The sequence below is a fragment of the Pseudomonas sp. GW821-FHT09H03 genome (assembly GCF_059415945.1).
The window spans coordinates 1-13,174 of the sequence record NZ_JBWKOF010000027.1; the positions used below are offsets into that span (position 1 = coordinate 1).

The following is a 13,174-nucleotide window of genomic DNA, read 5'->3' on the forward strand; positions in this document are numbered from 1 at the left end:
CATGCTCGCTCCTACAAGGATGTGTGGGGTTTGGGTGATGAGTGTCTGGCCGCCCCCCTGTAGGAGCGAGCATGCTCGCGAAAAAACCGGAGAGCGCTGCGGGCATTCAGGATGCCCGCGTTATCGTTCGAGTCCATCGCGAGCGTGCTCGCTCCTACAAGGATTTGTGGGGTTTGGGTGTAGGAGCGAGCATGCTCGCGAAAAGCCCGAGGGCGCCGCGGGCATTCAGGAGGCTCGCGTTATCGTTCATGTCCATCGCGAGCGTGCTCGCTCCTACAAGAGGGGGGAGTTGTGTTCAACGCCGACCGAGCAGCAACCCCACCACCAGGCCGAAGCCGGCGGAAATGGCCACGGTTTGCCATGGATGGCCGCCGATATAGCTTTCAGTGGCTTCGAATGCAGGCTGGGTGCGGTCGCGAACGCTGCTGACCGAATCTCTGGCTTGCTGCAGTTTCAGGGCAATTTGCCCGCGCAGGGTTTCCGCTTCCTCTCCAACCAGTGACGCACTGCTTTTAAGCAGCTTTTCCGACTCTTCGATCAGCGTCTGCAGCTCGCTGAAGGCTTGATCCTTGATTTGATCTTCGGCGGCTTGCATGGCGGTTTTACGGGCCATTGAAGTACTCCTTGCAGTTAATGGACAGTGAACAATGGAGTCTGCCGCCGTCGAAAAAGTTGCAGCATTTTTACCTGCCAGGGCAATCAGGCTGAAAAACCGGCGCAGGACAATTCCTCCTACAGTGTAAGATGTCGCCTATTTTACGCAGCAGGAAATTCCCATGAGCTTCAATCTGGCCGACAAACCCCTTGCCGAGCGCGCAGCGCTTGAAGACGAGAAATCCCGTCTGTTCGAACTCTGGCAAAACAACCTGGGCAAAGCCAAGGGCGAGGCCGCACGGTTGTTCGGCGAGCGGGCCAAGCGCAAAGGCAAGTGGGCTGAGTGGGTGCGCTCTGAACTGGACGGCATGTCACCGCCTGAGTACGCCAACATGGTGCGCAGCGAAGTCAATCGCCTGATGGCCGCCAAATAACCCTTAATCACGCAGCTACATGTGCTGCGTCGTATGACATAGCCGAGGTTTCACAAAAAACGGTAGGAGCCGGCTTGCTGGCGAAGCGGTCTTGAGCGTTGCGTTGCCGGTTCCTGCGTCATCTCTGGTTAGGTCAGTTCCAGTAGATCGTCGTCTGAGAAAATCGTGACAATGGCCTGCCTGACTTTCAACACCAGCGGATCGAGCCCGGTGCTGGTCCGCCAGCCCAGTTCGATCGGGTAGCGCGGCAAGGCCAGCGGGCAGGGCAGCAGGGTCAAACCGCTGAGTGCGGCGATGCTGCGGGCAGCGTGGCCCGGAATGGTCGCCACGGCCTGGCTGCCCTTGAGCAGATACGGCAGCGCGGCAAAATGCGTGGTCGAGGCGCATACCCGTCGACTCAGGCCCACGGCGGCCAGGCCTTCGTCGGTAATCCCGATAAAACCGCCCGATGACACCAGAATGTGTTCGCGGGCGACAAATTCTTCAAGGCTGATGTGCTGCTGGCCTTCGATCAAGCTCGTCGGGTCCACCAGACACCAGTAATCGCCTTCACCCAATACCTGTCGGCTAAGCAGGCGCTCGGCAAAACCACCAGCGGTGATCGCCAGGTCGATGCTGCGCTCCATCAGGGCCTGGGCGACGATCTGGCTGTGGGTCTGACGAAAAATCAGGCGCAGCTTCGGCGCGCAGCGGGCGATTTCTTCGATCAGCCGACGGCCGTAGGCAATTTCAAAATCATCTGACATACCCACGGTGACCGAGCGGCCCTCGTAATGGTGTGCAGCCGGGTCGACCATTGCCAGGCTTTGCCGGCACTTGTCCAGCGCATCACTGACCACCGGTTTCAGTTGATTGGCCCTGAGGGACGGCGCCAGCCCGCGCCCGGTGCGCACGAACAATTGATCACCGTACACCTGGCGTAGCCGGCGCAGTGCCGCGCTCACCGCCGACTGCGTAACGCCAAGGCGCAAGGCGGCACGGCTGGCACTGGATTCTTCGTGCAGCGCCTCGAAGACTTTCAGCAGGTTCAGGTCGACGTCGGTGATATTCATATGGCTCATATCATTCAGCAGTGATTCGGTCTTTATTCATGATCGCGGCGCGCCGCAGAATGAGCAACACCTGACGCCAATGGAGTTATCGCGATGCCTAAATCAATCGTTGCCGCCCTGCAAATCGGCGCCTTGCCCGGTGGCAAGGCCGAGACCCTGGAACAGATTCTGTCGTATGAAGCAGCGATCATTGAATCGGCCGCCAGGCTGGTGGTCATGCCCGAAGCGCTGCTCGGCGGTTATCCAAAAGGGGAAGGTTTCGGCACGCAACTGGGCTATCGCCTGCCGGAGGGGCGCGAGGCTTTCGCCCGCTATTTCGCCAATGCCATCGACGTGCCGGGGGTGGAAACCGAGGCGTTGGCCGGGCTGTCAGCGCGCACCGGCGCCAACCTGGTGCTGGGTGTGATCGAGCGGGCGGGCAGCACCTTGTACTGCACCGCGCTGTACTTCGACCCGCAGGCGGGACTGGTGGGCAAACACCGCAAACTGATGCCCACAGGCACCGAGCGGCTGATCTGGGGCAAAGGCGACGGTTCGACTTTGCCGGTGATCGACAGCCAGGTCGGGCGGATCGGCGCGGTGGTGTGCTGGGAAAACATGATGCCGTTGCTGCGCACGGCGATGTACGCCAAGGGTGTTCAAGTGTGGTGCGCACCGACGGTGGACGAGCGCGAGATGTGGCAAGTGAGCATGCGCCATATCGCCCATGAGGGGCGCTGCTTTGTGGTCAGCGCCTGCCAGGTCCAGGCTTCGCCGCAGGCATTGGGCCTGGAGATCGCCAACTGGCCCGCGGACCGGCCATTGATTGCCGGTGGCAGCGTGATCATCGGCCCCATGGGCGATATTCTCGCCGGACCCTTGCGCGATGGGGCCGGGCTGCTGACCGCCGAGATCGACACCGACGACCTGGTGCGGGCCCGTTACGACTACGACGTGGTCGGGCATTACGCGCGCCCGGACGTGTTCGAGTTGACGGTGGACGAACGGGTCAAGCCCGGCGTGCGGTTCGTTTCCTGAGGCTTGGGATTTTGGCCAAAGCAGTCACGCAACTTGAGAACTTTGACCATTGTCCCGGCCATCGCGCAGAGCGAGTATTTGCCTGTTGATTACGGTTCCCCCAACCCTAATAAAAAGACCGAGGGATTCTGGCAATGCGCGATTACTTGTCTGCTTTTTCACAGTTCAACTATCAGCACACCGTCGACACCACACTTGCCGGCGATCTGAGCGCCCTCAACGCTTGCGTCGAGTGTTGCGACCGGCATGCCTTGCCGGGCCGGATCGCCCTGTTCTGGGAGGGGCGCGACGGCGCCAGCGCCACTTACACCTTCACTGACCTGCAAGACAAAGCCGCGCGCCTGGCCAACTTCCTCCTGGCCCAGGGGGTGAAGAAGGGCGACAAGGTTGCCGGCCTTCTGCCGCGCAATATCGAACTGCTGATCACCGTTTTCGCCACCTGGCGCATTGGTGCGGTGTACCAGCCCCTGTTTACCGCCTTCGGCCCCAAAGCCATCGAACACCGCTTGAACTGCTCTGGCGCCAAGGTCGTGGTCACCGATGCGATCAACCGGCCGAAACTGGCCGAAGTGGCCGACTGCCCGACCATCGTCACCGTGGCCGGTGCCAAGGGGCAGGGCATTGTTCGCGGCGATTACAGTTTCTGGGCCGAACTTGCCAATTATCCCGCAGCCTGTGAGCCGGTGTTGCTCAGCGGCGAAGATCCGTTCCTGCTGATGTTCACCTCAGGCACCACCGGTCCGTCCAAAGCACTGTCGGTGCCGCTAAAGGCCATCGTCGCCTTCCAGAGTTACACCCGCGACGCCGTGGACTTGCGCCCGGAAGACGCCTTCTGGAACGTTGCCGACCCGGGCTGGGCCTATGGCATCTACTTTGGCGTCACCGGCCCACTGTCGATGGGCCACCCGATCACTTTCTACGATGGCCCGTTCACCCTCGAAAGTACCTGCCGGGTCATCAACAAATACGGCATCACCAATCTCACCGGCTCGCCGACGGCCTATCGCTTGCTAATCGCTGGTGGTGACGAGTTCGCCAAATCGATCAAGGGCAAGCTGCGCATCGTCAGCAGTGCCGGTGAGCCGCTGAACCCGGAAGTGATCCGCTGGTTCGCCGACAACCTCGACGTGGTCATTCACGACCACTACGGCCAGACCGAACTGGGCATGGTGCTGTGCAATCACCACGCCCTTGGGCATCCGATACACATGGGCGCCGCCGGATTCGCCTCACCAGGGCATCGCATCGTGGTGCTGGACGATGACTACAAGGAACTGGGTGTCGGTCAGCCGGGGATTCTGGCCATCGACCGCACTCAATCGCCCATGTGCTGGTTCGCCGGCTACGAAGGCGTACCGACCAAGGCCTTCGTCGGTGACTATTACCTCAGCGGCGACACCGTGGAGTGGAACCCGGACGGCAGCATCAGCTTCGTCGGCCGTAGCGACGACGTCATTACCACCTCCGGTTACCGGGTCGGCCCGTTCGATGTGGAAAGTGCGTTGATCGAACACCCGGCGGTGGTCGAAGCCGCAGTGGTCGGCAAACCCGATCCGGAGCGCACCGAACTGGTCAAGGCCTTCGTCGTGCTCGGTGCGCAATACCGCGCCACCACGGAGCTAGCCGAAGAGTTGCGCCAACACGTGCGCAAGCGTCTGGCAGCCCACTCGTACCCCCGTGAAATTGAATTTGTCAGCGAGTTGCCGAAAACCCCAAGCGGCAAATTGCAGCGCTTTATCTTGCGCAACCAGGAAATCGCCAAGGCTCAAGAGGCTGCGGCGAAGAACGTTTCAGCTTGAATCGAAGGACACAATGATGCAGATCGCAAACAAGGTTTTTATCGTCACCGGCGGTGCTTCCGGCCTCGGTGCGGCCACCGCTGAAATGCTGGTCGCGGCTGGTGCGAAAGTGATGCTGGTGGACATGAATGCCGAAGCGGTGGCCGCCCAGGCCCAGCGCCTGGGCGCGCAAAGCGTGGTGGCCGACATCAGCGACGAAGCGGCAGCACAAGCGGCGGTGCAGGCGACGGTCAAGGCGTTTGGCGGACTCAACGGCCTGGTCAACTGCGCCGGCATCGTGCGCGGCGAGAAGATCCTCGGCAAGAATGGTCCACACGCGTTGGGAAACTTCAGTCAGGTGATCAACGTCAACCTGATCGGCAGCTTCAACATGCTGCGCCTGGCTTCGGCAGCGATTGCCGAAACCGAAGCAGACGCCGATGGCGAGCGCGGCGTGATCATCAACACCGCCTCGGCGGCGGCCTATGACGGCCAGATCGGCCAGGCCGCCTATGCGGCATCCAAAGGCGCGATCGTCAGCCTGACCTTGCCCGCCGCCCGTGAACTGGCGCGCTTCGGCATCCGCGTGATGACCATCGCTCCAGGCATTTTCGAAACGCCGATGATGGCCGGCATGACCCCGGAAGTCCGCGATTCGTTGGCCGCTGGCGTGCCGTTTCCACCACGCCTGGGCAAACCTGCCGAGTATGCCCAACTGGTCCGGCATATCATGGAAAACAGCATGCTCAACGGTGAGGTGATCCGTCTCGACGGCGCCTTGCGCATGGCCGCCAAGTAAAGAGGATTTGTCATGACTATTGCCAACGATCCAATCGTTATCGTCAGCGCCGTCCGCACCCCGATGGGCGGTTTCCAGGGCGAACTGAAAAGCCTGACCGCGCCGCAACTCGGTGCGGCGGCCATCAAGGCTGCGGTAGAGCGCGCCGGCGTTGCGCCTGATGCCGTTGAAGAAGTGCTGTTTGGCTGCGTACTGTCCGCCGGCCTCGGTCAGGCGCCGGCGCGTCAGGCTGCCCTGGGCGCCGGGCTGGATAAATCGACCCGCTGCACCACGCTGAACAAAATGTGCGGTTCGGGTATGCAAGCGACCATTCTGGCCCACGACATGCTGCTTGCCGGTAGCGCCGATGTCGTGGTTGCCGGTGGCATGGAAAGCATGTCCAACGCGCCTTACCTGCTGGACCGCGCCCGCAGTGGCTACCGCATGGGCCACGGCCGCGTGCTTGATCACATGTTCCTCGACGGCCTGGAAGACGCCTACGACAAGGGCCGCCTGATGGGCACCTTTGCCGAAGACTGCGCCGAAACCAACGGTTTCAGCCGCCAGGCCCAGGATGAGTTCGCCATTGCCTCGACCACCCGCGCCCAACAGGCGATCAAGGACGGCAGCTTCAAGGACGAGATCGTGCCCTTGACCGTCACCGTCGGCAAAGAGCAGGTGACGATCAGCAATGACGAACAGCCGCCCAAAGCCCGACTGGACAAGATTGCCTCACTGAAACCGGCATTTCGTGATGGCGGCAGCGTGACGGCGGCCAACTCCAGTTCAATCTCCGACGGCGCAGCGGCACTGGTGCTGATGCGCCGTTCCGAAGCCGACAAGCGTGGCCTCAAGCCGCTGGCGGTGATCCATGGTCACGCGGCATTCGCCGACACTCCGAGCCTGTTCCCGGTGGCGCCGGTTGGCGCAATCCAGAAGCTGCTGAAGAAAACCGGCTGGTCGCTCAATGAAGTCGATCTGGTCGAGGTCAACGAAGCCTTTGCCGTGGTCGGCATGGCCGCGATGACCCATCTGGACATTCCCCACGAGAAACTCAACGTGCATGGCGGCGCTTGCGCCCTTGGCCATCCGATTGGTGCGTCCGGTGCGCGGATTCTCGTGACCCTGCTTTCGGCCCTGCGCCAGAAAGGCTTGAAACGCGGCGTGGCAGCGGTCTGCATTGGCGGCGGTGAAGCAACGGCCATGGCCGTCGAGTGCCTCTACTAAAACCCGCATAATCCCTGTAGGAGCGAACTTGTTCGCGATGGATGTTAACGATAACGAGGGCTGCCTGGATCAACGCGGTGCCCTTACGTCCATCGCGAGCAAGCTCGCTCCTACAGGGGCAATGTCAAATTCAAGGAATTGTCATGATCCCCAATGACGAACAACAACAGATTCGCGACGCGGCCCGGGACTTTGCCCAGGAACGGCTCAAACCCTTCGCCGCCGAGTGGGACCGCGAACACCGCTTCCCCAGGGAAGCCATCGGCGAGATGGCCCAATTGGGTTTCTTCGGCATGCTGGTGCCCGAACAATGGGGCGGTTGCGACACCGGTTACCTGGCCTACGCCATGGCCCTGGAAGAAATCGCCGCGGGCGATGGTGCCTGCTCGACCATCATGAGCGTGCACAACTCGGTGGGTTGCGTACCGATCCTCAATTACGGCACGGACGAGCAGAAAGAACGTTTCCTCAAGCCATTGGCCAGTGGCGCGATGCTCGGCGCCTTTGCCCTGACCGAACCCCAGGCCGGTTCCGATGCCAGCGGCCTGAAGACCCGTGCGCGCCTGGAAGGCGATCACTACGTGCTCAACGGCTGCAAACAATTCATCACCTCTGGCCAGAATGCCGGGGTGGTGATTGTATTTGCCGTGACTGATCCGGGCGCAGGCAAGCGTGGAATTACCGCGCTGATCGTGCCGACCGATTCGCCCGGCTACAAAGTCGCGCGGGTCGAAGACAAGCTCGGGCAGCACGCATCCGACACCTGCCAGATCCTTTTCGACGACGTGAAGGTGCCTGTGGCCAACCGTTTGGGCGAGGAGGGCGAAGGCTACAAGATCGCCCTGGCCAACCTCGAAGGCGGGCGCGTGGGCATTGCCTCGCAATCGGTGGGCATGGCTCGCGCGGCGTTTGAAGCGGCCCGTGATTACGCCCGTGAGCGCGAGAGCTTCGGCAAACCGATCATCGAGCATCAGGCCGTGGCGTTCCGCCTGGCGGACATGGCCACCCAGATCGCCGTGGCGCGGCAGATGGTGCACTATGCCGCCGCCCTGCGTGACAGCGGCAAGCCCGCGCTGGTCGAAGCGTCGATGGCCAAGCTGTTCGCGTCCGAAATGGCCGAGAAGGTCTGCTCCTCGGCGTTGCAAACCCTCGGCGGTTACGGTTACCTCAACGACTTCCCGCTGGAGCGAATTTACCGAGACGTGCGGGTGTGTCAGATCTACGAAGGCACCAGCGATATCCAGCGCATGGTCATTTCACGCAATCTTTGAGAAGGGGTCTATTTGTGAGCTACGAAACGATTTTGCTGGAAACCCACGACCGCGTGGGCCTGATTACCCTCAACCGCCCGCAGGCGTTGAACGCGCTGAACGCGCAGATCATCAGCGAACTGAACCACGCCCTCGATGGCCTGGAAGCCGACTCGAACATTGGCTGTATCGTGCTGACCGGCTCGAAAAAAGCCTTCGCCGCCGGGGCCGACATCAAGGAAATGGCCGAGCTGACCTACCCGCAGATCTATCTCGATGACCTGTTCAGCGACAGCGACCGCGTGGCCAACCGGCGCAAGCCGATCATCGCTGCGGTCAATGGTTTCGCCCTTGGTGGTGGTTGTGAACTGGCGCTGATGTGCGATTTCATCCTGGCCGGCGACAACGCCAGATTCGGCCAGCCGGAAATCAACCTCGGCGTGTTGCCGGGCATGGGCGGCACCCAGCGCCTGACTCGCGCCGTGGGCAAGGCCAAGGCCATGGAAATGTGCCTGAGCGGCCGTTTGATCGATGCCGTTGAAGCAGAACGTTGCGGGATTGTCGCGCGGATCGTACCGAGCGATGAACTGCTGGATGAGGCGTTGAAGGTCGCGGCATTGATTGCCAAGAAATCGTTGCCGATTGCGCTGATGGTCAAGGAAAGCGTCAACCGTGCGTTCGAGGTGAGCCTGTCAGAAGGCGTGCGCTTCGAGCGCCGGGTGTTCCATGCAGCGTTCGCGACCCAGGATCAGAAGGAAGGGATGGCGGCGTTCATTGCCAAGCGCGAGGCGCAGTTTCAGGGTAAGTGACGTTTTGGGGTGGACTTTAGTTCCACCCCCTCACCCCAGCCCGCCCCAAGGGGGAGAGGGGAAAGGAAACCGATCTCAAGCTTTTCAGATCCTGACGTCGACTCGGATTTTCAGGTCGATGTAACTCGAAAAAACAACTCGGTCAGTTCCCTCTCCCTCCGGGAGAGGGTTAGGGTGAGGGGATGGCCTCACACCAGATAGTTTTTCAACTCTCGCGCAATCACCATCCGCTGTATCTCGCTCGACCCTTCATAAATCTGCGTAATCCGCGCATCCCGGTAGTATTTCTCCACCGGGTAATCCTCCAGATACCCATACCCGCCATGAATCTGGATTGCGGACGAACACACCTTCTCGGCCATCTCCGAGGCAAACAGCTTGGCCTGTGACGCCTCCGACAGACATGGCTTGCCGGCACTGCGCAAGCGCGCCGCATGCAGAATCAGCAAGCGCGCCGCGTTCAGTTGCATGTGCATGTCGGCCAGCAGGTTGGCGATGCTCTGGTGCTCGATGATCGGCTTGTCGAACTGCACGCGATCGCGGGAGTAGGCCAGCGCCGCCTCGAATGCCGCGCGGGCGATGCCCAGGGCCTGGGCAGCGATGCCGATGCGACCGCCTTCGAGGTTGGACAGGGCAATGGCCAGGCCCTTGCCGCGCTCACCCAGCAGATTGGCTTCGGGGATCGTGCAATTGTTGAGGGTGACGGCGCAGGTATCGGAAGCGCGAATGCCCATTTTGTGTTCAGTGCGGTCGACGATAAAACCGGCGGTGTCGGTCGGCACCAGGAATGCCGAGATACCACGCTTGCCCAGATCCGGGTCGGTAATCGCAAATACGATGGCCAGCTTGGCGCGCTTGCCATTGCTGACGAACTGTTTGGCGCCATTGATCACCCATTGGCCGTCGCGCAGTTCGGCGCGGGTGCGCAGGTTGTGGGCCTCGGAACCGGCCTGGGGTTCGGTCAGGCAGAAACAGCCGATGGTCTTGCCGCTGGCCAGGTCCGCCAGCCAGGTCTGTTTCTGTTCCAGGGTGCCATAGTTGAATACCGGCCCGCAGCCCACCGAGTTGTGGATGCTCATCAGCGCGCCGGTGGCGCCGTCGCCAGCGGAAATCTCTTCCACTGCCAGGGCGTAGGCGACGTAGTCGACATAGGTACCACCCCATTCCTCGGGCACCACCATGCCCAACAGGCCAAGCTCGCCCATCTTCGCCACCAGGGCGTCATCGATCCAGCCGGCCTTTTCCCAGGCTTGGGCGTGAGGCGCGATTTCGCCGCGGGCAAAGTCCCGTGCCATATCGCGGATCATCACTTGCTCTTCACTCAATTCGATATCGTGCATGGCTCAGCTCCCACTTTGCTCAAAGCCGCTGAAGAAACTCGCGACATGCTCGGCGTCCAGCGCCTGCAGGGTCGGTGGGTTCCAGCGCGGATTCTTGTCTTTGTCGATCAGCAGGGCGCGCACCCCCTCGATCAGGTCGCCGCGCTCGAACCATTGGCGATCCAGATGCAGTTCCAGGGCGAAACATTGCTCAAGGCTCAGGTACCGCCCGCGCCGTAGCATTTCCAGGGTGACAGCCATGGCCAGGGGGGAGCGGGTTTCCAGCAGGTCGGCAGTGGTCAAGGCCCACTCGTGGCTGTCGGCGACCGTCACCTCGCGTAGTTGCTCCACGATACTCGGCACATCGGCCTGGGCGAAGAAGTGGTCGATGGCCGGCCGCAGTGCGCTCAACGGGGCGTCTGGCAGTTGCTGCACGGCGAGCCTGGCCAACAGGCCTTGCAGGTCCTTGAGCGGCGTGTCGCGCCATTCGAGCTTGTCGAGTTGCTCGTCCAGGGTACCGAGTTTGGCGCTCTCCAGATACCAGTCCGCCAGACCGCAATACAGGGCGTCGGCGGCACGGATCTGCACGCCGCTGACGCCCAGGTAGATGCCCAGCTCACCGGGAATGCGCGGCAGGAAATAACTGCCACCGACATCGGGGAAGTAGCCGATGCCGACTTCCGGCATCGCCAGGCGGCTTTTTTCGGTCACTATGCGCAAATCAGCGCCTTGTACCAGGCCCATGCCGCCGCCCAGGACAAAACCGTCCATCAACGCCAGCACCGGTTTGGGGTAACGGTGGATCGCCAGGTCGAGGGCGTATTCCTCGACGAAGAAATCCTCGTGCAGGGTGTCGCCATTTTTGAAGCTGTCATGCAGCGAGCGAATGTCGCCACCGGCGCAGAAGGCTTTTTCGCCGGCGCCGCGCAGGACTACGGCATGCACTTGGGCATCCTGGGCCCAGATGTCGAGCTGGCGATGCAGGTTGCGCACCATGTCCAGGGTCAGGGCGTTGAGGCCGCCGGGACGGTTGAGGGTCAGGTGACCAATGTGGTTGCGAACTTCGGCCAGCACTTCGTTTTGCGTGGCATCCATGAACTGCGCCCCCTTCGATGAAACCTGAGCAGTCATCACTAACTCCCTGCTTTTATTGTTCTTTATAAAGAAGCTCGCGCGCGAGCGATGCCGGATCGTAACAGTGCAAATTTGCCTTGTACAACCCGGATAACTGCAGGTTCTCTATGCAATTTTGCATGGAGGTGGGGTGCCTTTGGCCTGCTTTTGTGCCGGTTGCAGATAATCCATTGCAGGAGCGAGCCTGCTCGCGATGAGGCCGGCGTATCCGGCATATCCGGCGTATCCGGCATCAAGGGTGACTGACACATCGCCATCGCTGGCAGGCCAGCTCCCACAGGTGATGGTTGCAGGCCATGACATTTGTGTTCACTGATTATCAAATTGTGGGAGCGGGCTTGCTCGCGAAGAGGCCGGCACGTCCAACATCACGGGTGACGGACAAGCCGCCATCGCTGGCAAGCCAGCTCCCACAGTGGATGGAGGCCGGCCATGTATGTTGTGTTCACTGAATATCAAATTGTGGGAGCGGGCTTGCTCGCGAAGAGGTCGGCACATCCAGCATCTCGGGTGAGTGACACTACGCCATCGCTGGCAAGCCAGCTCCCACAGTGGATGCGGGCCGGCCATGTATGTTGTGTTCACTGAATATCAAATTGTGGGAGCTAGCCTGCTGGCGAAGAGGCCAGCACATCCAGCATCACGGTAACTGACACTGCGCCATCGCTGGCAAGCCAGCTCCAATTACAGGGGCTCTTTATCAGGCCACTGGAATGATCGGCAGGTCCAGGGTCTGCCCGCCGCTGAACCCCGCGAACGAACTGGCAATGGTTTGATGCGGCACACCTTTGGCTACTTCACTGGCGCCATCGAGTCGCGCCAATTGATCGGCACTCATGTGCACCTGCAACGCCCCCAAAGTCGCATCCAGTTGCTCACGGGTGCGCGAGCCCAGAATCGGAATCAGCGCCGTGGTCGAGCGCCTGGCTTTTTCCCGCAGCCAGGCAATAGCTACATGCGTCGGGCTTGCGTCAAGTTCTGCGGCGACGGCCAGCAAGGCGTCGAGCAGGGCGGTTTCCCGGGCGCTTTTTTCGCTGTGAATCAGGACGCCGAGCTTGTTGGCGCGGTTGTCGCTGTCATTGTTGCGATACTTGCCGGTGAGAAAGCCGCCACCCAGGGGTGACCATAAGGTGGCGGCCAGGCCCAGGGCCTCGGCCATCGGCAGTTGTTCACGTTCCGCAGTGCGCTCGGCAAGGCTGTACTCGACCTGAATGGCGGCCACCGGAGCAAATCCGCGCACTTCGGCCAGCAGGTCGGCGCGAGCGATGCGCCAGGCCGGGAAGTTCGACAGCCCGGCATAATGGATCTTGCCGGCGCGCACCAGGTCGTCGAAGCCGCGCAGGATCTCCTCCATTGGCGTCACGCCATCGCTCATGTGTGCCCAGAACAGGTCGATGTGATCGATCTGCAGGCGCTTGAGGCTTTCTTCAACGGCTCGAACCATGTTCTTGCGATTGTTGCCGGTGTAGGAGATTCCCGCCGCTGGGGTGGTACCCAGGGCGTATTTGGTGGCGATGACCAGGCGATCACGCTCTGCAGCGATGAACTCGCTGAGCATCACTTCCGACTGGCCGCCCTGATAGCCGTTGGCGGTATCGATGAAGTTGCCGCCGGCTTCCAGGTAGCCGTCAAAGATGCGCCGGGCTTCGTCACGCTCTGCACCATGGCCCCAGCCGGTGCCGAAATTGCCGGCGCCCAGCGCCAGTTCGGATACACGCAAGCCGGTTTTACGGCCGAAGACTTTGTAATGCATGAGCCTGACTCCAGGGGATGGAAATATGA

Annotated in this window: 12 protein-coding genes; 7 read left to right on the forward strand and 5 right to left on the reverse strand. The window is 61.3% G+C overall.

The genetic code is table 11. The annotated features are described in order from the left end of the window. Positions 1 to 295: 295 nt before the first annotated feature. Positions 296 to 613 (reverse strand): ElaB/YgaM/YqjD family protein, encoded by a 318-nt coding sequence (locus AC07OG_RS25465; protein WP_060542916.1) that lies wholly within the window; start codon positions 611 to 613, stop codon positions 296 to 298. 163 nt (positions 614 to 776) lie between these two features. Here AC07OG_RS25465 and AC07OG_RS25470 point away from each other — a divergent pair, with 163 nt between their 5' ends. Then, positions 777 to 1,028 (forward strand): hypothetical protein, encoded by a 252-nt coding sequence (locus AC07OG_RS25470; RefSeq protein ID WP_060542917.1) that lies wholly within the window; start codon positions 777 to 779, stop codon positions 1,026 to 1,028. Positions 1,029 to 1,156: 128 nt separating this feature from the next. Here the strand turns inward: AC07OG_RS25470 and AC07OG_RS25475 are convergent, their stop codons facing one another. Beyond that, positions 1,157 to 2,089 carry a LysR family transcriptional regulator gene (locus AC07OG_RS25475; RefSeq protein WP_218425891.1) on the reverse strand — a complete coding sequence of 311 codons (933 nt, stop codon included), beginning with the start codon at positions 2,087 to 2,089 and terminating at the stop codon, positions 1,157 to 1,159. An 84-nt stretch (positions 2,090 to 2,173) separates the two neighbouring features. Here AC07OG_RS25475 and AC07OG_RS25480 point away from each other — a divergent pair, with 84 nt between their 5' ends. From AC07OG_RS25480 to AC07OG_RS25505, 6 genes are all read left to right on the forward strand, one after another. Next, on the forward strand, positions 2,174 to 3,097 hold the full coding sequence (locus tag AC07OG_RS25480; protein WP_060542919.1) for a carbon-nitrogen hydrolase family protein: 924 nt from the start codon (positions 2,174 to 2,176) through the stop codon (positions 3,095 to 3,097). Between the two features lie 134 nt (positions 3,098 to 3,231). Continuing rightward, positions 3,232 to 4,896, forward strand: coding sequence for an AMP-binding protein (locus tag AC07OG_RS25485; protein WP_495068435.1), 1,665 nt, complete (start codon positions 3,232 to 3,234; stop codon positions 4,894 to 4,896). A 16-nt stretch (positions 4,897 to 4,912) separates the two neighbouring features. Then, complete coding sequence (locus tag AC07OG_RS25490) at positions 4,913 to 5,674, forward strand: SDR family NAD(P)-dependent oxidoreductase (protein ID WP_495068436.1); 762 nt, start codon at positions 4,913 to 4,915, stop codon at positions 5,672 to 5,674. Positions 5,675 to 5,686: 12 nt separating this feature from the next. Further along, positions 5,687 to 6,880: an acetyl-CoA C-acyltransferase gene (locus AC07OG_RS25495; RefSeq protein ID WP_495068437.1), complete on the forward strand. Its 1,194-nt coding sequence runs from the start codon at positions 5,687 to 5,689 to the stop codon at positions 6,878 to 6,880. A 143-nt stretch (positions 6,881 to 7,023) separates the two neighbouring features. Continuing rightward, positions 7,024 to 8,151: an acyl-CoA dehydrogenase gene (locus AC07OG_RS25500; RefSeq protein ID WP_060542923.1), complete on the forward strand. Its 1,128-nt coding sequence runs from the start codon at positions 7,024 to 7,026 to the stop codon at positions 8,149 to 8,151. 14 nt (positions 8,152 to 8,165) lie between these two features. Beyond that, positions 8,166 to 8,939: an enoyl-CoA hydratase gene (locus AC07OG_RS25505; RefSeq protein ID WP_218425896.1), complete on the forward strand. Its 774-nt coding sequence runs from the start codon at positions 8,166 to 8,168 to the stop codon at positions 8,937 to 8,939. 188 nt (positions 8,940 to 9,127) lie between these two features. On the opposite strand, the gene AC07OG_RS25510 is transcribed toward AC07OG_RS25505, so the two are convergent. The 3 genes from AC07OG_RS25510 to AC07OG_RS25520 all read right to left on the reverse strand — a co-directional run bounded on the left by AC07OG_RS25510 (position 9,128) and on the right by AC07OG_RS25520 (position 13,145). Next, positions 9,128 to 10,279: an acyl-CoA dehydrogenase family protein gene (locus AC07OG_RS25510; protein WP_060542925.1), complete on the reverse strand. Its 1,152-nt coding sequence runs from the start codon at positions 10,277 to 10,279 to the stop codon at positions 9,128 to 9,130. A 3-nt stretch (positions 10,280 to 10,282) separates the two neighbouring features. Continuing rightward, positions 10,283 to 11,389 carry an enoyl-CoA hydratase/isomerase family protein gene (locus AC07OG_RS25515; protein WP_495068438.1) on the reverse strand — a complete coding sequence of 369 codons (1,107 nt, stop codon included), beginning with the start codon at positions 11,387 to 11,389 and terminating at the stop codon, positions 10,283 to 10,285. Between the two features lie 703 nt (positions 11,390 to 12,092). Beyond that, positions 12,093 to 13,145, reverse strand: coding sequence for an aldo/keto reductase (locus AC07OG_RS25520; RefSeq protein ID WP_495068439.1), 1,053 nt, complete (start codon positions 13,143 to 13,145; stop codon positions 12,093 to 12,095). Positions 13,146 to 13,174 lie beyond the last annotated feature (29 nt).